Source organism: Photorhabdus laumondii subsp. laumondii (assembly GCF_003343245.1).
Taxonomy (GTDB): Bacteria; Pseudomonadota; Gammaproteobacteria; order Enterobacterales; family Enterobacteriaceae; genus Photorhabdus; species Photorhabdus laumondii.
Window position 1 is genome coordinate 1,902,667 of the sequence record NZ_CP024901.1, and the last position, 23,940, is coordinate 1,926,606.

The 23,940-nt window shown below is 43.0% G+C and carries 17 protein-coding genes and 1 pseudogene; 8 read left to right on the top strand and 10 right to left on the bottom strand.

Annotated elements, in window-relative coordinates:
• From infA to trxB, 5 genes are all read right to left on the bottom strand, one after another.
• Positions 1–219, bottom strand: coding sequence for a translation initiation factor IF-1 (gene infA, locus PluTT01m_RS08305; protein ID WP_002211347.1), 219 nt, complete (start codon positions 217–219; stop codon positions 1–3).
• Positions 220–375: 156 nt separating this feature from the next.
• Complete coding sequence (gene aat / locus PluTT01m_RS08310) at positions 376–1,068, bottom strand: leucyl/phenylalanyl-tRNA--protein transferase (protein WP_041380764.1); 693 nt, start codon at positions 1,066–1,068, stop codon at positions 376–378.
• A 6-nt stretch (positions 1,069–1,074) separates the two neighbouring features.
• Positions 1,075–2,823: a heme ABC transporter ATP-binding protein/permease CydC gene (gene cydC, locus PluTT01m_RS08315; protein WP_011145893.1), complete on the bottom strand. Its 1,749-nt coding sequence runs from the start codon at positions 2,821–2,823 to the stop codon at positions 1,075–1,077.
• 2 nt (positions 2,824–2,825) lie between these two features.
• Positions 2,826–4,595 carry a heme ABC transporter permease/ATP-binding protein CydD gene (cydD, locus tag PluTT01m_RS08320; RefSeq protein ID WP_011145894.1) on the bottom strand — a complete coding sequence of 590 codons (1,770 nt, stop codon included), beginning with the start codon at positions 4,593–4,595 and terminating at the stop codon, positions 2,826–2,828.
• 134 nt (positions 4,596–4,729) lie between these two features.
• Positions 4,730–5,689, bottom strand: coding sequence for a thioredoxin-disulfide reductase (gene trxB, locus PluTT01m_RS08325; RefSeq protein WP_011145895.1), 960 nt, complete (start codon positions 5,687–5,689; stop codon positions 4,730–4,732).
• 498 nt (positions 5,690–6,187) lie between these two features.
• On the opposite strand from trxB, the gene lrp reads away from it, so the two are divergent.
• From lrp to serS, 5 genes are all read left to right on the top strand, one after another.
• The gene (gene lrp, locus PluTT01m_RS08330) at positions 6,188–6,682 is read left to right on the top strand and encodes a leucine-responsive transcriptional regulator Lrp (protein WP_011145896.1); all 495 of its coding nucleotides are present in this window, start codon (positions 6,188–6,190) and stop codon (positions 6,680–6,682) included.
• Between the two features lie 130 nt (positions 6,683–6,812).
• Positions 6,813–10,247 carry a DNA translocase FtsK gene (locus tag PluTT01m_RS08335; RefSeq protein ID WP_011145897.1) on the top strand — a complete coding sequence of 1,145 codons (3,435 nt, stop codon included), beginning with the start codon at positions 6,813–6,815 and terminating at the stop codon, positions 10,245–10,247.
• A 218-nt stretch (positions 10,248–10,465) separates the two neighbouring features.
• Positions 10,466–11,077 carry an outer membrane lipoprotein periplasmic chaperone LolA gene (gene lolA / locus PluTT01m_RS08340; RefSeq protein WP_011145898.1) on the top strand — a complete coding sequence of 204 codons (612 nt, stop codon included), beginning with the start codon at positions 10,466–10,468 and terminating at the stop codon, positions 11,075–11,077.
• 7 nt (positions 11,078–11,084) lie between these two features.
• The gene (locus tag PluTT01m_RS08345; protein ID WP_011145899.1) at positions 11,085–12,428 is read left to right on the top strand and encodes a replication-associated recombination protein A; all 1,344 of its coding nucleotides are present in this window, start codon (positions 11,085–11,087) and stop codon (positions 12,426–12,428) included.
• Positions 12,429–12,659: 231 nt separating this feature from the next.
• Positions 12,660–13,949 carry a serine--tRNA ligase gene (gene serS, locus PluTT01m_RS08350; RefSeq protein WP_011145900.1) on the top strand — a complete coding sequence of 430 codons (1,290 nt, stop codon included), beginning with the start codon at positions 12,660–12,662 and terminating at the stop codon, positions 13,947–13,949.
• A gap of 95 nt (positions 13,950–14,044) precedes the next feature.
• Here serS and PluTT01m_RS08355 read toward each other — a convergent pair whose 3' ends face one another.
• Entirely contained in the window at positions 14,045–14,749 is a 705-nt protein-coding gene (locus PluTT01m_RS08355; RefSeq protein WP_202926091.1) for a BPSS1780 family membrane protein, read from the bottom strand.
• A gap of 172 nt (positions 14,750–14,921) precedes the next feature.
• On the opposite strand from PluTT01m_RS08355, the gene PluTT01m_RS08360 reads away from it, so the two are divergent.
• Positions 14,922–16,538: an IS1634-like element ISPlu4 family transposase gene (locus PluTT01m_RS08360; protein ID WP_011144714.1), complete on the top strand. Its 1,617-nt coding sequence runs from the start codon at positions 14,922–14,924 to the stop codon at positions 16,536–16,538.
• Between the two features lie 1,912 nt (positions 16,539–18,450).
• Here the strand turns inward: PluTT01m_RS08360 and PluTT01m_RS08365 are convergent.
• The 3 genes from PluTT01m_RS08365 to PluTT01m_RS08375 all read right to left on the bottom strand — a co-directional run bounded on the left by PluTT01m_RS08365 (position 18,451) and on the right by PluTT01m_RS08375 (position 20,536).
• On the bottom strand, positions 18,451–19,053 hold the full coding sequence (locus PluTT01m_RS08365) for a BPSS1780 family membrane protein (protein ID WP_049789764.1): 603 nt from the start codon (positions 19,051–19,053) through the stop codon (positions 18,451–18,453).
• Positions 19,054–19,061: 8 nt separating this feature from the next.
• Positions 19,062–19,373 (bottom strand): hypothetical protein, encoded by a 312-nt coding sequence (locus PluTT01m_RS27230; RefSeq protein WP_041380018.1) that lies wholly within the window; start codon positions 19,371–19,373, stop codon positions 19,062–19,064.
• A gap of 194 nt (positions 19,374–19,567) precedes the next feature.
• Positions 19,568–20,536, bottom strand: a complete 969-nt coding sequence (locus PluTT01m_RS08375) for an IS30-like element ISPlu1 family transposase (protein WP_011145223.1) — start codon at positions 20,534–20,536, stop codon at positions 19,568–19,570.
• 483 nt (positions 20,537–21,019) lie between these two features.
• Here PluTT01m_RS08375 and tssD point away from each other — a divergent pair.
• Together tssD and PluTT01m_RS08390 are read left to right on the top strand one after the other, a co-directional pair.
• Positions 21,020–21,301: pseudogene (tssD, locus tag PluTT01m_RS08385) on the top strand (type VI secretion system tube protein TssD); the annotation flags it as partial.
• Between the two features lie 498 nt (positions 21,302–21,799).
• Positions 21,800–22,738: an Rpn family recombination-promoting nuclease/putative transposase gene (locus tag PluTT01m_RS08390; RefSeq protein ID WP_011145903.1), complete on the top strand. Its 939-nt coding sequence runs from the start codon at positions 21,800–21,802 to the stop codon at positions 22,736–22,738.
• 416 nt (positions 22,739–23,154) lie between these two features.
• Here PluTT01m_RS08390 and pflA read toward each other — a convergent pair whose 3' ends face one another.
• Positions 23,155–23,895, bottom strand: a complete 741-nt coding sequence (pflA, locus tag PluTT01m_RS08400; protein ID WP_011145904.1) for a pyruvate formate lyase 1-activating protein — start codon at positions 23,893–23,895, stop codon at positions 23,155–23,157.
• Positions 23,896–23,940 lie beyond the last annotated feature (45 nt).

Consider the following 23,940-nt stretch of genomic DNA (forward strand, 5'->3'; position numbering starts at 1 on the left):
TCAGCGGCTACGGAAGACGATACGGCCTTTGCTCAGGTCATATGGGGTCAGCTCAACTGTAACCTTGTCGCCTGTCAGGATGCGAATATAGTTTTTACGCATTTTACCTGAAATGTGAGCAGTGACTACGTGCCCGTTTTCTAATTCAACGCGGAACATAGTGTTTGGTAGTGTGTCTAGCACAGTACCTTGCATTTCAATATTGTCTTCTTTGGCCATCTAATCCTCTAAGTTTAATAACCATCGTTTTTAACGGGCAAGATAATGCCGAAAAACCCTCATTATGTAAAGGAATGTTGTATTTTAACCCGCTATTTTGCAAATAGTGCATAGTGATATTTATGTTATCAGCAACATGAATCGGTCAAATGTTGATTATAATTCCAGTACTTGTTGTAACCAGCAACCAGCTTTTAATGACCGATTTCTGAATTGATAAAGATACTGAATAAATTCTTCTCTGGGGATCTCTTTTGCTCCCAGTGAAGCTGTGTGATGGTTAAGCACTTGGCAGTCCAGTAATTCACCACCGTGTCGCAGAAAATGGTGATAGAAGGCAATGAACGCACATTTGGATGCATTCTCCATTCTGCTGAACATAGACTCACCGCAGAATAGTGTGCCAACGCTGACACCGTACAAACCACCAACAATCCGCTCATTGTGCCAGACTTCTACTGAATGTGCTTGTCCTGTCTGATATAATTTTTTATAGCCTTGTTGGATATCTTTGCCTATCCATGTTCCTTCCTGCCGTTGAGCGCAGAAATGGACCACCTGTTCAAAAGCATGATTCACCGTAATATGGTATGGGGTATTGCGCAGAAACCGGCGTAGGGTTCGGCCGATATGCAATTCACCCGGAATGATTACCGCACGTGGATCGGGGGACCACCAAAGTGGCATTTCACTGGGTAAAAACCAGGGAAAAATACCTTGATGGTAGGCTGCATTTAATCGCTTAGCGGATAAATCTCCCCCGACTGCCAGTAAGCCGTTAGGCTCCGTTAATGCTTCTTTCGGGTGAGGGAAATCATATGAATCAGCATTCAATTGAATTATTGGCATCATGTGCTACTGCCCCGGTTCAAGACGAATCTGATGTTGCCGCTGATAAAACTGATAATAACGACCCTGCTGAGCCAGTAATTCATTATGCTGCCCTTGTTCAATAATAGTGCCGCCATCCATGATGTAAATACAGTCCATATGGTCAAGCCCGTACAGGCGGTGGGTGACAATAATCAGTGACTTATGCTGACAATGCTGACGCAATAGAGATAGAATTTGCTGTTCAGTATCCGCATCGAGCCCTTCCGTAGGTTCATCCAGTAACATCAGTGGTGCCGAGTGCAGTAACGCTCTGGCAATTCCCAAGCGGCGCTGTTCACCGCCTGACAACTGACGACCGCCTTCGCCCATCCAGCAGTTTAGGCCCTCATTGGTTTCCAGTAGATTGCTTAAACCTACCTGTTTCAGCACAGTTTCTAGTTCATTATCGGTTGCATTTGGTTTTGCCAGTAATAAATTCTGTCGTAAAGTATGACTGAACACATGAACACGTTGTGAAACAACCGATATCATACTGCGCAGAGTTGATTCGTCATAAGCAGTAATAGCATGCTGATTCAGACAGATTGAGCCTGAATCAATATCCCAGGCCCGGGTCAGTAATTGTAGCAAGGTAGATTTACCACAACCGGTTTTGCCTAACAGTGCGATATGTTCCCCTGCTTTCAAACAGAGAGAAACATTTTTCAGGACGGCCATTGGCTGATCAGGATAAGTGAAACTGATATTTTTGATATCAATACTGGCTTGAGCTGAACTTTCCGGCCCTGATGTAGGAAACATGACTTCCGGTTCTTGTTGCATCAATTGAGAAACACGGGTTGCAGAGGTAATGACCTGTCCTAGATGTTGGAATGCAACAGTGACAGGGCCCAGGGTTTCAAATGCGGCAAGAGAGCAGAAGACAAACAGTGCAATTAGTGCCCCCGGCTGGCTGTTTCCCCCCACGCCGTTAGCTGCCAGCCATAATATCAATGTGACAGTCATACCGGTGGCAAAAATCATGATTGCCTGTGACAAGCCGGTTAGGTTCGCTTGCTGTTGCTGGCATCTTAACCAACGTGACTCGATATCAGCCATTGACTTGCGGAAACGGCCAACAGCACTGAATACCATCAATTCGGCTTGCCCTTGTAATGCCGCTGTGAGTTGGGTGCGGTATTGACCACGCAGAATAGTCAGATTGCGACCAACGGATTTACCTGCGTTATAAAATACTGATGGCAGCAGGATCAACAGAGCCAGCATAATACCGCCAAGGGTATAGGCTAATGTGAGATCGAGAAAGCCAAGGCCGAAAGTGAGGACCATGATAACGATAAAAGCTGATAATATCGGCGAAATCACTCGTAAATAGAGGTGATCCAGTGTTTCAACATCAGCAACTAGTCGGTTTAATAATTCGCCTTGGCGAAAACGAGCTATTCCTCCCGGTGAAAGTGGCAAAATTTTCTGAAAGGCAAAAACCCGTAAATGTGCCAATACCCGGAAAGTGGCATCATGGCTAACCAACCGTTCAGCATAGCGTCCGGCAGTTCGAAGAATGGCTGAGCCACGGACACCGGCAGCCGGTAGCATATAGTTGAATGTATAACCGGCAAGACCTGCTAGTGCTGCGCCTGCAAGGAACCAGCCAGAGAGGGTCAGTAAACTTATGCTGGCGAGTAGTGTAACAGTGGCCAGAACCATGCCTAAACTGATAAGAAACCAATGACGACGATAGAGCGCCAGAAAAGGAAGCAATACCCGCATAACTACAGCTCCTCACTTCGATGGGATAACAGGCGGGTGAATACCCCTTGAGATTGGCTTAGCGTCTGGTAATCTCCCTGTTCAATAATCAACCCCTTTTGCATGACCCAAATCTGATCATATTCCAGCGTTTCTTCCACTTGATGGGTAACTAGCAGGGTCGTCTGATGATGAGATGCCTGATTGAGTGTTGCCATCACCTGTTGTTCGCTATGCGCATCCAGGCTGGCACCAGGCTCATCCAGTAATAATAACCGGCAAGGTTTCAATAGGGCACGGGCAACCGCGATACGTTGGGCCTGACCAACGGATAATCGTGCTGCATTATCACCGATAATGGTATTCAGCCCATCGGGTAAATCGTGAATAAATTCGGTGACGCATGCTTGTTCCATAACCTGATGGATTTGTTGTTGATTGGCATTAGGTTGGTTCAGACGAATATTATCAAGCAAAGTCTGCTCAGGCAGATGTGGATTTTGTCCAACCCAGCTCAGTTGGTTACGCCATCTCTGTTGATCCAACTCACGCAGTTCGGTGCCATTAATTTGTATTGAACCACGATAGGGCAGAAACCCTAACAGTAAATTCAAGAGGGAACTTTTACCTGCTCCGCTTTGACCAACTAATGCCACCCGTTGATTTTTCTCTATAGTAAAATTCAACGGGCCAGCAAGCCGGTTGCCGTCGTGGGCCAAAATTTCCAGATTATTAGCAATGATGGTCAACGGATCTTGGGGGGGAAGTGTTTTATCACCACTAGCAGGTGCATATTCACCATCACTGCTCAATAAAGTCACTAATGCTTCGGCGGCCCCAACCGCTTGGGCTTTAGCGTGATAATAAGTACCCAGATCGCGTAATGGCTGGAAAAACTCTGGGGCGAGGGTTAACACCAGAAAACCGGCAAACAGAGTAACGCCCATCCCGTAACTGCCAAAATTAAGCTCCCCCAAATAGGAGAAACCGAAATAGACAGCGACAACGGCAATAGAAATGGCAGCAAAGAACTCCAGCACCGCAGAAGAAAGGAACGCTAATCTCAGCACTTCCATCGTCCTGTAACGGAAGTTTTCGGTGGATTCGCTGATTTGTTGTGTTTCTGCTTTGCCGCGATAAAACAGGCGCAACGTTTCTAACCCACGTAGCCTATCAAGAAAATTACCGCTTAACCGCCCTAGTGCGACAAAATTACGCCGATTAGCGTCTGCGGCACCTAAACCAACCAGTGCCATAAATAGCGGGATCAGAGGAGCAGTAGCGAATAAAATTAGCCCGGCAGCCCAGTTAACAGGGAATAGGGTGATCAGAATAAGAATCGGGATTATGACGGCAAGAGACATCTGTGGCAGATAGCGAGAGTAATAATCCTGCATATCTTCTATCTGCTCAAGAATAATGGTTGCCCAGCTACCGGCTGGTTTGCCTTTAACCCACATTGGGCCAAGTTGTTCCAGCTTATCCAATACCATAGCGCGAATTTTCTGACGCACGATTTTGCCACAAATAAAACCGATTCGTTCCCGAATAGCACTGATGATAGCTCGTAACGCAAAGGTGGCTGCTAGCAACCAAAATTCGTTCGTGATGTGCTCGCGTGGAAGATTATCCATGATTAAAGCTTGCAGAATTGAGGCCAGTAGCCAGGCTTGAGCAATAATCAATAATCCACTGATTAAGCCAAATAACATGGACAGGCGGAGCCAGCGTTGGGCCGGGGCACTTTGCTGTTTCAGCCAGCGAACCAATTCATACTGTCTTGTTTTATCCATAAGGAAAAATTCTAATTCAACAGGTGAGGGTAATGGTGTACCAAAAGGCTGGACATATCCTATGTGTCAGCATCCTGCTGATATGTTACATGTTAAAAAGCGCTACCGAAATAGCGCCTTGAAAGAAAAAGAATTTATTTAGCGGCTAGCCCATCCAGGAAACGTTCTGCGTCGAGGGCTGCCATACAACCTGTACCAGCGGAGGTAATTGCCTGTCGGTAAGTATGATCCATGACATCACCGGCGGCGAATACACCGGGAATGGAGGTCTGAGTGGCGTTACCCTGTAAACCGGATTGAACTTTAATGTAACCATTATCCAATTCTAATTGGCTTTCAAAAATAGCGGTATTGGGAGTATGGCCGATGGCAATGAAGGTGCCGGTAACAGCCAATTCTTCTGTAGCGCCACTTTTGGTATCGCGTAGGCGAACACCGGTAACGCCCATATCATCACCGAGTACTTCATCCAGAATCCGATCAGTATGCAGGATGATATTGCCATTTTTGACTTTATCCATCAGGCGACTGATCAAGATCTTCTCTGAACGGAATGTATCACGGCGATGAATTAGGTGAACTTCCGCTGCAATATTTGCCAGATATAAGGCCTCTTCTACCGCGGTATTACCACCGCCGACAACGGCGACTTTTTGGTTACGATAAAAGAAACCATCACAGGTTGCACAGGCTGAAATACCACGACCTTTGAATGCCTCTTCAGAAGGTAAACCTAAATAACGGGCAGAAGCACCTGTTGCGATAATCAGTGCGTCACAGGTATATTCTTGCTCATCACCATAAAGGCGTAAAGGCCGGCTTTGCAGATCAACTTTTTGAATATGGTCAGAAATGATTTCGGTTTGGAATTTTTCAGCATGTTGGTGCATGCGTTCCATTAACCCTGGGCCGGTCAGACCTTCTGGATCACCGGGCCAATTTTCGACCTCGGTGGTTGTAGTCAATTGACCGCCTCTTTCAACCCCGGTAATAAGAACCGGATTTAAATTTGCTCTGGCAGCGTAAACCGCGGCAGTATAGCCTGCTGGACCGGAGCCAAGAATAATAAGTTTGTGGTGTTTGGCGGCGCTCATGAATACCTCATTTCCATATTATCACCTATCGAATATCGAACGATTGTAGGAGAAATAGGAGGGTAAAAAAAGTTAAAAGACTCATGTTACTAACGATTTTACCGATAGATATTAACTAACAATGATTTTAACCTGAGAAAAGTGTCCTTTTAGTGCGGTTTGGATTTTATTTGCTCATTTTCAATTAATGGTAGACTATCGAAACGATTAACTGAAAATTTGTTCCACAGGTTGTTCTGATTTTTGCTCATTTACTTTGACAATCGGCTGTGCATTTGCGAAAACATCACTGTAAGAGATAATTATCCACCTCGCTAAATTCGTTTCTATAAAAATCGACATGCGGATAATTCCCTCTAGTAGCATTAAAAAAATGGCCTGTGAGTTGCTTTACGCTGTATAGAGCGAGGCTTTAACTTTAAGACATCTTTTCCAACTCAAACTCAAGAGATAGGGGAAAATGTTATGGGTGTAGGAAAATAAAGAGAGATCAACAAGATGATAGATAATAAAAAACGTCCGGGAAAAGATCTTGATCGCATAGATCGTAATATCCTAAATGAGCTACAGAAAGATGGGCGAATTTCTAACGTAGAACTGTCTAAACGGGTAGGTTTATCTCCAACCCCATGTTTGGAGCGAGTTCGTCGTCTGGAACGTCAAGGGTTTATTACTGGATACACGGCATTGCTGAATCCTCACTATTTGGATGCATCTTTGCTGGTATTTGTTGAAATTACCTTAAACCGCGGCGCTCCAGATGTTTTTGAACAATTCAACGCTGCTGTACAAAAATTGGAAGAGATTCAGGAATGCCACTTAGTTTCTGGTGATTTCGACTATCTATTGAAAACTCGCGTACCAGACATGTCAGCTTATCGTAAGTTGCTAGGCGAAACTTTGTTGCGTTTGCCAGGTGTTAATGACACTCGCACATATGTTGTGATGGAAGAAGTTAAGCAGAGCAATCGTCTGGTCATTAAGACTCGCTAAAATCTTACCAAAAATGTACAGGTGCAAAACTGGAAAAACTTAGGTACACTCCTGTTTATGCATACAGTTCCAACGCTGAGCTATCTCGGCGTTGTTCCGTTAAATCAACAGGAAACCTGGAGAGCCTTTCTTGAGCCAGGAATATACAGAAGATAAAAATATTAAATTAAAGAGACTGAGTAGTGGGCGCAGGCTGTTAGAAGCTGTGCTGCTTGTCATTGTTATCCTAGCAGCTTATCTGCTGGTCGCACTTGTCAGTTTTAACCCTTCTGATCCCAGTTGGTCTCAGACTGCATGGCATGAGCCGGTGCATAATTTGGGGGGTGGTGTGGGGGCATGGCTGGCCGATACGCTGTTTTCTGCATTTGGCATTCTGGCTTATGTCATCCCCCCAGTGATGATATTGGGTTGCTGGACTGCTTTTAAGCAACATGATGACCGAGAGTATGTTGATTTCTTTGCGTTGGCTTTGCGCGTTATTGGTGCATTGGCAATCGTTTTGACTTCATGTGGATTAGCGGCACTGAATGTTGACGATCTCCATTACTTTGCTTCCGGCGGTATTATTGGCAGTCTGTTTAGTAGTGCGATGTTGCCTTGGTTTAATGAATTAGGTGCAACTTTGGTCTTGCTGTGTATTTGGGCAATTGGGTTGACGTTATTTACTGGTTGGTCATGGTTAACCATTGCTGAAAAGACGGGAGCAATCATTCTGGGAGCAATAGGATTGATTACCAACCGCAGCCGTAATGAACAAGAATATACGCCATACGATGAAACGGCTATTGCGCGGGAAGATCTCGCCGATGATAAAACAGAACCTGAATTCACAGCGGCTGGTATTGATCATGATGATGTGCTATTTACAGCACCTTCAGCCGTAGAGTTAGCAAAAGCTGAACTGGACGAACCCGAATCGGTGAAAGCAGAAATCGAAATCGAACAAGAACAGCCAATAGATATTCCTACCACTAATATGGCTAATATTGATGCTGAACCTGAAATTCGGGTTAATACATCAGATGATGGTATTGTCCAGTCTCAGCCATTAGTGGAAGAGAGTGAAAAGAATAATAACGACGAACCTGTTCGTTATACGTTTGAAATTCCTGCTGAGTACCATTTTGAGCCTATATCTGAATTTAACCGTCAAGGGACGCCGACATTTGAACCCGTCGAAAATAGCCGGAACAGCAGCGACACCTTCACTTTTATGCCTGAAACAGAACCAAAAAATGTTGTAGCAGCAACTTCTGCAACGGTTATAACAGGCAATTCTCAGGTTAAGCAAGGAATCGGGCCAGAACTGCCTCGTCCTAATCCTGTCCGTATTCCAACCCGCCGTGAACTGTATGGCATTAAAGTGCCTTCACAACGTCTTGCAGAACAACAGCGTGAAGAAGAGGTCAAACAACAAGTCGGTGGAGCGGATGATGATATTGAGTCTGATAAACAGCAAGAAGTGTTGCTGAGTCAGCAGTTTCTTGAACAACAGCGCGAGCGTTATCGTATTACGACGGATACAGAAGAACAGGCCCCAATCCAGCCTCAGATAAGACAGAATCCATTTGAGCCGGAAAATCAGCCTTCGGTGGAAGAACGGGCTCAAACAGCGACCGAGACTGTTAAACAGACAGTTGAGCAGCCGCAATATAAGCGTTATCAGGAGCAAGGTCATCAGGAGAAAAAAGAGCTTTCTGCTCTGGAGAGTTTATCGATTTTAAATAATTTTTCACCGGTTGAAGATTTAGTTGAAAAAGAGCCAGCAGAGCCGCTATTTATGCCTTCTGTTCACTCAGCACCGGAAAATCAATTAGAACGGCCTACAGAAATTGCTTTTGCGCCAGCACCTGTACACAATGTTGTGCAGCAACCGCAGCAACCGCAGCAACCGCAGCAACCGCAGCAACCGCAGCAACCGCAGCAACCGCAGCAACCGCAGCAACCGCAGCAACCGCAGCAACCGCAGCAACCGCAGCAACCGCAGCAACCGCAGCAACCGCAGCAACCGCAGCAACCGCAGCAAGATAGCTTATTTCATCCGTTTTTGGTTCGTAACGATCAACCGTTGCCAAAACCGACGACACCAATGCCTTCGCTCGATCTGCTAACCAGTCCTTTAGCGGAAGAGGAACCCGTTGATATGTTTGCCCTTGAGCAAACGTCCCGTTTGATTGAAGCGCGTCTGAGTGATTATCGAGTTAAAGCTGATGTCGTGGGTTTTTCACCCGGTCCGGTGATTACCCGGTTTGAATTGGATTTGGCTCCAGGTGTTAAAGCATCACGTATTTCCAACTTATCAAGAGATTTAGCACGTTCTCTATCAGCGGTTGCTGTGCGTATTGTTGAAGTGATTCCGGGTAAACCTTATGTTGGCTTGGAATTGCCGAATAAAAAGCGCCAGACGGTCTATTTGCGTGAAGTATTGGATTGTGAAAAATTCCGCGATAATCCATCCCCACTGACAATTGTGTTGGGTAAAGATATTGGCGGCCAGCCGGTTGTTGCTGATTTAGGTAAAATGCCGCACTTGCTGGTGGCGGGTACAACCGGTTCGGGTAAATCTGTTGGTGTTAACGCCATGATCCTCAGTATCCTCTATAAAGCAAAACCAGAGGATGTCCGCTTTATTATGATTGACCCGAAAATGTTGGAGTTGTCGGTTTATGAAGGCATTCCTCACCTGTTAACCGAAGTTGTTACCGATATGAAAGATGCCGCTAATGCACTGCGCTGGAGTGTCGGTGAAATGGAACGCCGTTATAAACTGATGTCTGCATTGGGTGTGCGTAATCTGGCGGGTTATAACGAAAAAGTTAAGCAGGCAGAAGAGATGGGACGCCCAATTCCTCATCCATTCTGGAAGCCGGGTGACAGCATGGATGTTATTCATCCGGTGCTGAAAAAAGAGCCGTACATTGTTGTCATGGTCGATGAATTTGCTGACTTAATGATGACCGTCGGCAAAAAAGTTGAAGAGCTGATTGCCCGATTAGCACAGAAAGCACGTGCTGCTGGTATTCATCTGGTTCTGGCGACTCAACGCCCATCTGTCGATATTATTACCGGCTTGATTAAAGCGAATATTCCGACTCGTATTGCCTTTACGGTTTCCAGCAAAATCGATTCCCGCACCATTCTTGATCAAGGCGGAGCTGAATCCCTGTTGGGCATGGGAGATATGCTTTATCTGGCACCAAACTCCTCGATTCCGGTGCGTGTTCATGGTGCATTTGTTCGGGATCAGGAAGTTCATGAAGTGGTGAATGATTGGAAAGCCCGCGGCCGTCCAGAGTATGTTGACAGCATTCTCAGTGGTGGTGATGATGCTGAGGGGGGCTCAGGTTTTGATAGTGATGAAGAGCTAGACGCCCTGTTTGATCAGGCCGTTCAATTCGTGACGGAAAAGCGACGAGTTTCGATTTCTGGTGTCCAGCGTCAATTCCGTATTGGTTATAACCGAGCGGCGCGTATTGTGGAACAGATGGAGGCACAGCAGATTGTCAGCGCTCCGGGTCATAATGGTAATCGTGAAGTATTAGCGCCACCACCACATGAGAGCTGATATACCCGTTATCTTTCAAGTTGCCTCTTTGTTGGCTGCACTCGCTCACCCCGGTCACATAGTTCGCTATGCTCCCGGGGATTCGCTCCCTTGCCGTCGCGATGCATCTTGAAATCCATAGGGTATATGAATATTGAACGTTGAAGACCCTGATAATGGATCACTTGAAGTAATAACGTTGAGAAAGAAGTAATAACGCTGAGAAAGGTATCTCTGACATGAAAAAGCTGATATTGATTGGTTGTTTAATGGCTGGCATGAATATCAATGTGGCATGGGCGAATGCTAGCCAAAATTTGCAGGAACGTTTGGGTAAAGTAAATAGTTTTCATGCTAGCTTTACTCAAACCGTCACCAGTGATGATGGGGCAACAATTCAGGAAGGTGAGGGGCAATTATGGGTTAAACGTCCAAACCTATTTAATTGGCATATGACATCACCTGATGAAAGTGTTTTGGTATCGGATGGTAAAACATTGTGGTTCTATAATCCGTTTGTTGAGCAGGTAACGGCTAATTGGTTGAAAGATGCCACAGGTAATACGCCATTTATGCTAATTACTCGTAACGATGCTAAAGAATGGTCTCAATATAAAATTAGCCAGCAAGGGAATGATTTTGAACTGACGCCGAATAATGTCACTGGTAATCTGAAACGTTTCTCGATTACCGTTACGACGGATGGCACTATCCAAAAATTTTCTGCTATTGAGCAGGATGGACAAAAGAGTGCTTATCAACTAAAAGGGCAGCAAAATACCCACGTAGATGCGGCAAAGTTCAGTTTTACGTTACCGAAAGGCGTTACGCTGGATGATCAGCGCCAGTGAGGTTTAAGTGAACAACCTGTCACTCGATTTTTCTCAAAATGAATTCCGGCCATTGGCCGCGCGTATGCGGCCGATGACATTAGAGCAATATATCGGCCAGCGGCATTTACTTGCTGAGGGAAAACCTCTGCCAAGGGCTATCCGGGCTGGACAACTGCACTCCATGATTTTATGGGGGCCACCGGGGACGGGCAAAACAACATTAGCTGAAATTATTGGGCATTATGCTCAGGCTGATGTTGAACGGATATCTGCGGTCACTTCCGGCATCAAAGAGATACGTGAATCGATTGAAAAAGCGCGTCAGAACCGGAATGCAGGGCGTAGAACTATCCTGTTTGTTGATGAAGTACATCGATTTAACAAAAGCCAACAGGATGCTTTTCTGCCACACATTGAAGATGGCACGATCACCTTTATCGGCGCTACGACAGAAAACCCCTCTTTTGAACTGAATTCTGCATTACTTTCACGGGCACGTGTCTATCTGCTTAAATCATTGACAACAGAAGAGATTGAGCAGGTGCTTGAGCAGGCCATGAGTGATAAAGAGCGCGGTTATCATGGTCAGAATATCGTTTTGCCTGAAAATACCCGTCACATGATCGCGGAGCTGGTTGCTGGCGATGCCCGTCGTTCATTGAATTTGCTGGAAATGATGGCGGATATGGCAGAAACCAATGCTCAGGGACAGAGGGTTTTGACACCGGCGCTATTGAAAGAGGTCAGTGGAGAGCGAAGTGCTCGTTTTGATAATAAAGGTGATCGTTATTACGATTTGATTTCAGCATTGCATAAATCCGTTCGTGGCTCTGCCCCTGACGCTGCGCTTTACTGGTATGCGCGGATCATTACCGCCGGCGGTGATCCGTTATATGTAGCCCGTCGTTTATTGGCTATTGCTTCCGAAGATGTTGGTAATGCCGATCCTCGGGGAATGCAGGTAGCTATTGCTGCATGGGATTGTTTTACGCGTGTCGGGCCGGCAGAAGGTGAAAGAGCGATTGCTCAAGCTATTGTTTACCTTGCCTGTGCGCCGAAAAGTAACGCGGTTTATACCGCTTTTAAAGCAGCGATGGCTGATGCGAAAGAAAAACCTGATTATGATGTTCCTGTGCATTTGCGCAATGCACCGACAAAATTGATGAAAGAGATGGGGCTTGGCGAAGAATATCGTTATGCCCATGACGAACCTAATGCTTATGCGGCGGGTGAAGTTTATTTTCCACCTGAGATACGGGAAACCCGCTATTACCATCCGACTAACCGAGGGTTAGAAGGTAAAATAGGCGATAAACTCGCCTGGCTTGCTGAACAGGATCAAAATAGCCCGATAAAACGCTATCGCTAACGTTATTGTTGCGGTAAGGTTGACGGGTAAAAATACCTTATGGCCCATCAACTTGTGTGGGCTTATTCATATCATCTATACCCTATGGATTTCAAGAAGCATCGCGACGGCAAGGGAGCGAATCCCCGGGAGCATAGCGAACTATGTGACCGGGGTGAGTGAGTGCAGCCAACAAAGAGGCAACTTGAAAGATAGCGGGTATAACTTAATAACGACAAGCACAGGACTAGCATGCTCGATCCAAACATACTGCGTAATGAGCTAGGCGCAGTCGCCGAAAAACTGGCTCGCAGGGGCTATACCCTTGACGTGGATACGCTGCGCAAACAAGAAGAGCGCCGTAAAGTTTTACAAGTTGAAACTGAAACCCTGCAAGCAGAACGTAATTCCCGATCGAAAGCTATTGGTGCAGCAAAAGCCCGTGGTGAAGATATTGATCCACTGCGTCAGGAAGTGAACCAGTTAGGTGAAAAGTTGGATACAGCGAAAGCTGAACTGGAAAAACTTCAGGCTGAAATCCGTGATTTGGCTTTAAGTATCCCTAACATTCCAGATGATTCTGTACCGGTAGGTAAAGATGAGAACGATAATTTGGAAGTGAGCCGTTGGGGTGAGCCAGGTAAATATGATTTTGAGATTCAAGATCATGTTTCATTAGGTGAACTGACCAATGGTCTGGACTTTGCTGCCGCGGTTAAACTAACGGGTTCACGTTTTGTGGTGATGAAAGGGCAAATTGCTCGTCTGCATCGGGCGTTGGCGCAATTTATGCTAAACCTTCACACAGAACAGCATGGCTATTTGGAAACTTATGTTCCCTATTTGGTAAACCATGAAACCTTATATGGTACGGGTCAATTGCCGAAATTTGGTGAAGATCTTTTCCATACTAAGCCGCTGGAAGAAGAGGCGGAAAGCCATTACGCGCTGATCCCAACTGCTGAAGTTCCGATAACCAACTTGGTTCGTGGTGACATTCTGGATGAAAATGAACTGCCATTGAAAATGACCGCTCATACCCCCTGTTTCCGTTCAGAAGCGGGTTCTTATGGTCGTGACACCCGAGGTCTGATTCGTATGCACCAGTTTGATAAAGTTGAACTGGTTCAGATTGTTCATCCTGATGAATCAATGGATGCATTGGAAGCATTGACAGGGCATGCAGAGAAAGTGCTGCAATTACTGAATCTGCCATATCGTAAAGTTTTATTGTGTACCGGTGATATGGGTTTTAGCGCGTGTAAAACTTATGATTTGGAAGTGTGGTTACCGGCTCAGAACACATATCGTGAAATCTCTTCCTGTTCTAACATGTGGGATTTCCAGGCGCGCCGTATGCAAGCACGTTTCCGTGGTAAAGAAGATAAGAAAACTCAATTACTTCATACCCTGAATGGCTCTGGTTTGGCAGTTGGCCGTACTCTGGTTGCCGTTATGGAAAACTATCAGCAAGCCGATGGTCGTATTGAAATACCGGAAGTATTGCGTCCATATATGGGTGGTTTGGAATATATTGGTTGATTATTGTATTAATGGAAAGCGCCAGATTTGGCGCTTTTTGCTTCGTTTTTATTGATTTTTTTGTTGAAAATAAAATTATTAGATTTAATAAAGAGTTAAATAATTAAAGAAGATAATTTCTCCTTTCCAATAAAAATGCTACGGTATGAGGAATAATAGCTGACTAAAAATAGGGGAATGGTTATTAAAAGGCCCAAACCCAAAGTCATGATAGAAATTATGAACATTACTGCCATGACCATGAAGAATAAGAAACCGGGTAATAAATTCTTCTTCACAGCTTCCAAACTCATTGACACGGCAGCCCCAAATTTCAAATTATGAATGACGATTAATGCTGGTGCGAACCAGGTTAAAGCAGTACCAAAAATGTTAAAAATAATCAGAACAAAAGCACCAAGGTATAATGGAGAGAGATCATTTGGGAATACTTCAACCGGGATCTCATCATATTGGTTATCTAACAATATATGAGCCATTGTACTACTGCTGATAATAAACATTGCGACAATTCCAAGAAGCATGATGCCAAATGATAAAGCACCAATGCCAAGCAGTGATACAAAGTTTTTCTGAAATCCGCTGAATAACAGCCCTGGTTCAAATTCTCCGGTAGTTCTCTGTTTTTCACACATGGCAATAATACCACCCAAAAATACTGGACCAAAAAGTACAGTAAATACCCCAAGGAAAGGAATAAGCTGTAAAACAAATATGATAATGAAATAAATGATACTAAGTAGTATCCACATACCCAATTTACGTTTGACGATACCCCATGCTTGACTAATCCATTCCATACTTTCTGTGCTACTGAGGGATTGACCACTAGGGATAAATCCGTCATTCCGCACCGTATTTCTGATTTAAAAATAATGTGATCTTACACAGGTTTTTTGTATTGATGACATCGGTGGGGTTGACGGTAATCGCCAATTTTGATCTATTACTTTTATTTGCCGGAAAGCGAATATGTCCACACCTATACCTGCCATTAAACGTCTCGATCATCTTGGCCTTATCGCCGCTTTTTGTCATGAAGCCGGTTTACCCCGCATGATTGATGCCATTATCCCAAAATATTCATCGCATACTGTCTCTCACGGCGACGCTTTTCTGGCGATGATCCTTAACGGGCTGGGGTTTCACAGCCGGACATTGCACATGTTTTCCGGCTTTTTTCAACATAAGCCGATTGCGCGTTTAATTGGTGCTGACATTGAAGCTGAACACCTTAATGATGATGTGCTCGGCCGTACACTGGATGCCTTATATGAAGCGGGGGTGTCGGAAGTTTATCAGGTGCTTGCTGAGCAAGTGGTTGATAAATTAGGGTTAAATCCCGATTCCGTTCATTTGGATATCACGAGTTTTCATGTCGATGGTGACTATGACAGCGCATTGGGAGATGACACAAAACGTATTGCACTGGTGCCGGGTTATAGCCGGGATCACCGGCCTGAACTGAACCAGGTTGTCCTTGAACTGATTTGCGAAAATCAGGCAGGTATCCCTGTCTATATGCAGGCTATGAGCGGGAATACGAATGATGCCAAAGCCTTTGCCCAGACGATCAAAACCCATATTCAATGCCTGAAAGCAGCACAAAACAGCCGCTACTTTGTGGCCGATGCCGCCCTTTATACTGAAGCCGCGATCGCTTCGCTTCATCAGCAAAAACAACGATTTATTACGCGTGTTCCCCTGACGATCAAGGAAGCTAAACAGTCTCTCCTGAACGTGACAGCGGAGCAATTCAGCCCCATCAGTGAGGGCTATTCAGGCTGCTGGGTGACGTCATCATATGGCGGCGTTCCTCAGCGTTGGTTACTGGTGAACAGTACGGCGGCAGAAAAACGTGAAAACCAGACTTTCCGGAAAAACACACTCAGGGAAACAGAAAACGAGTCTAAACAGTTCGACAAACTGGGCAAAAAGCCCTTTGCCTGCCGGGAGGATGCCTTACAGGCACTGCATGATTTTGAGTCTCAATGCCAGTTTATCGGCATCGCCTCGCCGGAAATTCAGGCGATTACCGCGTATGCGGGGCGCGGGAAACCCGGCAAGCATCAACCCCCCAAATCGGTTCATTATCAATTAGCCGGTCAGGCTTATACCCGGTTAGACAAGGTGAAGCAGGCCAGATTGCGGGTCGGGAGGTTTATTTTAGCGACCAATGAACGGGATGAAGGACGGCTTGATATGGCGGCGTTACTGGCTAATTATAAGGCACAACAAAAGGTGGAGCGGGGTTTTCGCTTCCTGAAAAGTCCGGAATTCCTGACGTCTGCCATTTTCCTGAAAAAACCGGAGCGGATAGAAGCGCTGTTAATGGTGATGACATGTTGTCTCATGGTTTATGCGGCGCTGGAACATAAAATTCGCCATGAATTGAAACAAAATGTGCCGTTTTTCCCCGATATGAAGAACAAACCGACACAATCCCCCACCGCGCGTTGGGTATTTCTGGCCTTTGAAGGGATCAGCACCTTTGAATTTCAAGAACATAAAATGGTGACAGGAATGCAATCTTACCACCATGAGCTTTTGAGTTTATTAGGTGCACAATATAAAGCGGTTTATTCCTGAATTAGGTGCGGAATGAAGGATAAATACCTCCTGATTGTTGTATATACCCGTTATCCTTCAAGTTGCCTCTTTGTTGGCTGCACTCGCTCACCCCGGTCACATAGTTATCTATGCTCCCGGGGATTCACTCCCTTGCCGCCGCGATGCATCTTGAAATCCATAGGGTATATAGCTTTGGAATTAAAACTTAGGTTCTTATTATCCATGTATTTTTCAATTTAAATATTGATTTGTAATTTATTTGGTTTCTTTTTCTGTCTGCACCTTGAAAGTCACGGTCATCCGTAAAAAGCTGGCAAGTATATTATAATGATTTTATTAAATAACAAGTACTAAATAGGAGTAATTACCTGACAATGTGGTGGGTTTATAAGCAATACTTTGCTATTTATTTTTTTAACTTGATCAAATGGTTTTACCATTGCCTAAATAACTAAGTTATCTCTGTAATATATTGTATCTTATTTTATAGAATTTAATTAATGTTTATATTTCAATGCTGGTTTTTGATAGTCAATTATTTAACTGGTTATGAAAAAATTACTCTTGTGGTTGAAAACGCGATTAAAGCCGTTTCCTTTGGAAAAATAGATTGTTTGATCAAACTATTCACACCCTTATTTTCTGGGTTATATAAGCATTAATAAATTAATTTTTGTTTTCACTGATAAGCTTTATCAAGGGAAGGTTTTGTGCTGTTATTAAAAACCATTGTTTTAATCTTAGGTTTTAATTGACATAAGGTTTTAACCATTTTTTACTACTTTGAATATCTGCTTTTTATTAAGTTTAATCATTATGAAATATCGTGTTTTACGGTTAAACAACATTAATCATACTTGCTTTATCTTTACTGACTCTGTTTTACCTTTATTTTATCTTGATAAATCAGCCAGTAAATAGCTTGATGATATATCCCCGTCATCTTTCAAGTTGCCTCTTTGTTGGTTGCACTCTCTCACCCCGGTTACATCGTTATCTATGCTCCCGGGGATTCGCTCCCTTGCCGCCGCGATCCATCTTGAAATCCATTGGGTATAAAGATATCCCTATATGTTATTCTCGAATAATCCTTTTCTTTTTTAGGGTTTAAATCCTGATACATTAACCGTTTTATCCATTTTTTATTAAGTTATCTCTATGGCTTGCTGCATAAAATAATGGCGAGAAAACACCTTAATATCAATCTATTCGGATAATATTCCTTTGCATGCTGATTTCTTTTCAATTCTCTATTAATAGTTAATAACCTTCGATTAAGTATGACTAATTGCCTTTATAAAAAATTGCACTATAGTTAAATCTTCCTGCCACATAAAAACCTTAATCTCTCTGTGTTCGTGCTTTTAAATGGTTATGGCAGTTTAAATAAATGTAAAATGAGAGGGGGATAAAATCGTCGATAAATGCATTAAACACGACGGGGAATAGGCTGTTTTTAGCGCCTGTACTTTTTGAAAATCTGGCATTAATGGTATTAAAATCAAGGCCCATTTCTTTAATAGTTTTTAATATTGTTAAACTTTTTTATTTTTTGCGGTTAATCTGGTTAATCTAAGGATTTTCCGGCTTCTTTTAATGATTTATCTGATTTTGCGAAAATGTATTACGACTACGTAAAATCTTTTGGTTAAGCAAGTTTGCTTAATGCGGTGATTTGTTGTTTTTCCACTTTGTTAAAAAATTTAGACCTTGTTTTTCCTGATGTTTTTTCTTCTAATATTAGTATAACCTCGGATTTTTTTACTCGTTTTAAACGATCCTTAAGTGGTTGACGCTCTGCGGTAAAAATGTAGCCTCTAATAGCAATCAAACGAGTTAAATCGGGAAAATGGCAGGAGTTTTCCCATCATAAAAAAACAAACCTCGTTTAAAATAGCGAGGCTTGTCAACCTAAGTATTTTTTAGTCGATTAAAATGTGGATGATTTCTCCTTACTGATAAAAATGCTGCGGTAGGAAGAATAATAACTAACTAAAAGTACTGGTATAGAGATTAGAAAACTTAAACCAAAAGTCATTACCGAAATTATGAAAATGAGCGCGGAGGTGATAAAGAATAATAAACCAGGTAATAGATTTTTTTTCACTGCGGCCAGGCTCATTGATATGGCGGCCCCAAATTTTAAATTATGGATAACAATTAGCGCTGGTGCAAACCAGGTCAATGCGGCATTCACAATTGAGAAAACCATCAGAATAAAGAGACCAAGAAGTAATGAGAACAGGCTATTTTGAAGCATTTCGACTGAAATTTCACCATGTTGAGCGGCTAATAGAATATGAATTACGGCACTACCACCGGCAATAAACATTGCGATAACACCGAGGAGTATAATACCAAGCGTTAAAGCACCAATGCCGAGCAGTGATGCAAAGTTTTTCTGAAATCCGTTGAACAACAGACTTAGCTCGAATTCTCCGCTAGTCCTCTGTTTTTCGCACACGGCAATTATACCGCCGATAAATACTGGGTTCAGAAACAAGGTAAATATTCCAATAAAGGGAATAAGCATGAAACCAGCTATACATATAGAATATACCCGTTATCTTTCAAATTGCCTCTTTGTTGGCTGCACTCACTCACCCCGGTCACATAGTTACCTATGCTCCCGGGGATTCGCTCCCTTGCCGTCGCGATGCATCTTGAAATCCATAGGGTATAGATAATATAGAGTAGTATCCACATACCCCACTTGTTCTTGACAAGTTGCCATGCTTGACCAATCCATTTCACACCCTCTGTGCTACTGAGGGACTGACCATTAGGAATAAATACTTCCTGATGGTCATTAGTCATAGCGTTGGAGTTAAAATTTAAGTTTTGATTATCCATATAATTTTCCAATTAATGTGTTGATGCATGATATTTAAAGTCACCGGCTTGACTTTATCTCGTAAGATACAGTCAGATTGAGAGATTAGGTAAATATATTATATTAATTCTATTGTTCAACAAGCATTAAATATAAGTAACGACCAGAAAAGATAAATAATTTCCCTTGGATTCACATAATAAGTGCAACATCGTTAATCTGGAAGTAAACATGTTCGTATTCCTTTAAATAATTCATTCGGTGTTTTCCCACCCCGTGTTTTTCGAGGACGATTATTTAATCGGTTTACCACAAAATTTATTTCCTGATCAGAGATTTCATTAAAATTGGTTCCCTTTGGAAAGTATTGTCTGATTAACCCATTGATATTCTCATTGATCCCTCTTTCCCAAGGCGAATAAGGGTGAGCAAAGTAAATTTGGGTTTCTAATTCTTCACCGATGATTTCATGATCTGCGAACTCCAAACCGTTATCGAACGTGATGGTCTTAACCTTTTGTTTTAACGGGTATAATACTTTCACTGCTGCTTTCGCGACTTCTGATGCCTGCTTGCTATCAAGTTTAACGATAATTGTATACAGCGTCTTGCGGTCAACCAATGTTAATAAGACACTTTTTTTATCTTTCCCTATTATCGTATCTCCTTCCCAGTCCCCAATACGTTCTTTTTTATCAACAATTTCCGGGCGTTCATCAATACTGACCCGATTTTTAATTTTACCTCTTCTTTCATAGCGACCATAGCGTTTGCGATAGGGTTTTCTGGCTATTCGCAGATGTTGCCATAAATCACCCCCCTCTCTTTTATCTTGATAAATCAGTCTATAAATCGTCTCATGATGCAAAGATATCCCTTTATGTTGCTTCAAATAATCAGCCACCTGTTCAGGGCTTAAATCTTTCCAAATTAACCGTTTTATCCATCTTTTTACTTCCGGCGTTATTTTCACGGCCTTTTTAGCAAAATGACGACGCGCCAATACCTTCAAATGAGCCTGTTCAGGGCAGTATGTCTGGACTTCTTGATTTCTCTTCAATTCTCTGCTGATGGTCGATGGGCTTCGCTTAAGTGACTTCGCAATAAAAAGCTGTGAAAAACCCGCTTCTCTTAAACTGGAAATCTGGTATCTTTCTGTTTCGGTCAGTTGTGTATAGGCCATAGTGCATTTTCCTTTGGCGAGAAAGATGCCTACTATAGCAACTGACCGCCCTTCTGAAAAATTGCACTTATTAGTCGAATCCGCCTCCTACAAAGTATTGCTAAGTGTTTTTAATTTTATCAAATTGATAATAATTGTAATAAAGTGTTTCAATGTTAACTGACGGCTGAATTTAATTAACTTCTACCCCATGTAATCGGAATAATTTTAATTCCATTGAGTGTTTTTTTCTGTAGAATGAAAAGCACTACTAATAGTTAGTAGTTGGCATTTTAACGCTGAGAAGGAGCATATATGTCAGGCTTAGTGCCTATCCCAATAGGCGTAATTGTTGTAGGCCATTCTTATCAATGGACAGTGAACACGGACAGCGCGGAAAAACCGGAGCGTACACGTAGTACGTGAGGATTTTGAGCACTGCCTAGGTTCGCTCTTTATGGCAAAGAAGGGCAAATAAAATAGCCCTATTGGGATAGGCCGTTAATCTATTTAACTTTAAAGGGCTATAAGCAGGGCTTGATATCGGCAGGTTGTTCGTCGATAGATTCAATAGGAAATAAAGGCCAATTAGATCATACAGACCAGATATTCATATATAATCTCAATCATTCTTTAACTTGGGATCAGCATGTCAAGCACCATCCCATAACATTTAAAAAACCTGTTGATAAATCGTCACCGCTTTTGGGAATAGCGATGTCAGAAAATGAAGTATTGGACGGTATGTTTGGTACTGTTATCCAAGTATCCTCTGGCGGAAGGGTTTCTTTCGTAAAATTCATCTAAAGCATCCATAATGAGTAACCTGTTGTTTGGAATTTAGCTTAAAATAGTGTTATGAACTAAAAATATACAATTAAAATTATAAGTCAAGGTTTGTTTTCACTTGTAAGGATACTTTTTTAGCGTGTTTTAAGACGTAGGGTTTTAGCAAAATCCATTGTAAATTTTTCTTCTAATGAGAGTGGCAATTATTATGTGAGTCCAAGATTAACAGAAATATAAATAATCGATATTTTGATAACGGGATTATTATTATTCGAATACAAGTTAAAAACTCATTTAAATAAATGGCTTTCATTGAATGGTTGTTGTAAATATAATGTTTTCTCTTTTTTTCTTTTCTGATATTTGGTTCTTTAGGCTCTTCTATTAATGCATTCGGTAAAGATTTGCCTGAGAAAATATGGGAAGATGTTTTTTGTAGCTTGGTAGAAATACTATAAATGGTAATGACTAACTAATAATACAGAGAAACAGATTGTGGCAAAGAAAGAAAAACGGCCTCACCATGACGGATTATTTAAATATTTTTTAACGCAGCCTGAAACGGCCAGAGAGTTTCTATCCCTTTATTTGCCCGAAGAAATCCAGTTGTTGTGTGATTTAGCCACATTGAAACTGGAGCCCGGCAGTTTTGTGGATGAGCATTTACGTCAACTGCACAGTGATGTGTTGTACTCGGTCGAAACGGCCCGGGGACAGGGCTATATCTATTGCCTGATTGAACATCAGTCCACCCCTGACCCGTTAATGGCCTGGCGGCTGATGTATTATGCCATGTTAGCCATGGCGGCTCACCTGAAAAAAGGCCATACTGAACTCCCGTTGGTGGCACCTCTGCTGTTTTATCATGGTGAGATTCGGCCGTATCCTTACTCAAACCGGTGGCTGGATTGTTTCACGCTCCCCGAACAGGCGGCTCGCTTATACCGTCAGGCGTTTCCGTTGGTGGACGTCAGTGTGCTCAGCGATGAAGAGATCCTGACGCATAAAGGGGTTGCCCTGATGGAGCTGGTGCAAAAACATATTCGCTGTCGGGATATGCAGGAATGGCTCCTCCAATTGGTGGAACTCTTGAATGCAGGGTATAATACAACCGAGCAGCTCAATGTGGTGTTACTCTATATTTTACTGAATGGACATACGCTGGATCTCTCACATTTTGTCCATCAACTGATTGAACAATCTCCGGAGCATGAAACGATGTTGATGACTATTGCAGAACAGCTTGAACAAAAAGGGCTTGAGCGAGGTATCAAGCAAGGTATTGAGCTAGGTCGAGAGGAAGGTCGAGAAGAAGGCCGAGAGGAAGGTAAACTGGAAACGGCTTGTGCCTTATTACGGCATGGCGTGAGTTTGGACATTATTGTCACCAGTACCGGCCTGAGCCGGGATAAAATCGAAGCGTTAAAGCATTAAATTAATCTCCTCTTTCACAGCAAAATGCCGATATTCAAGTTCGGCATTTTTGTTCTTATTCAGGATGATGGTTATACAAGGGATTTTTACGTTTGCCCGGCGAAGCTGAAACCTATCAGACGGAAGCAGCTTTATAGGGGCCATAAGAGCATGGGGAACGCGATTAAGTGAGTTGTTTGCGGAAACAAATAACTCGTTCTGTTTCGTCAAAACCTCAATGTTCATGTGCCTGATGTGACCTTTTATTACTGATTTTGGCATCCGAACAGAGTTCGTGAACCCCTTTGTTGTAAGGTATCAAAGCTTAAAAATTCTAGTACCGGGGAACTTGCCACATAATGCAATGATTAAAAGCCATTGATATTCTGAAGGTGTTATTGCGACTTTATTTCAGAGATAAAAGTTAAATAATTTAATTAATAGATAACCTTATGACCATAACTTTCCAAAATGTTTTTCACTCTCTCCATAGTCTCTTTTGCAGGCGGTTTTACACCTTCCAACTGATATTTTTCCCCCATAGTCGTCCATTTATGTTTACCCAGTTCGTGATAAGGCAGAAGTTCTATTTTTTCAATATTTTTCATATCGTTGGTAAATTCACCTAGCTTATGAGCGGACTCATTATCATCGGACCAGCCGGGAACTACAACGTAACGGATCCAAGTTTTCTGGTTACGTTTAGCCAGATAGCGGGCAAACTCCAAGGTGCGATGATTGGAGACACCGACTAATTTCTGATGAATCTCATCATTAAGTTGCTTCAAATCGAGCATAACGAGATCTGTTGCATCCATCAATTCATCAATAACTGGACCATAGCGGCGGACAAATCCATTAGTGTCAAGACAAGTATGAATACCTTCGGCATGACAGGCTCGGAACCAGTCACGTACAAATTCAGCTTGAAGAACGGCTTCACCACCCGATGCAGTAACCCCGCCACCGGATGCGTTCATAAAATGACGATAGGCTGTTGCTTCTTTTATCAATTCTTCAACGGTCACGTCTTTGCCGCCGTGGGTATCCCATGTGTCGCGGTTATGGCAATAGAGACAACGCATCAGGCAACCTTGAAAGAAAACAATAAACCGGATACCGGGGCCATCAACGGTGCCACAGGATTCGAAAGAGTGGATACGACCAAGTACGGACATAACAGGTTTACTCCAAAACTGGCAGGATAAACGAATAGAGGCCCT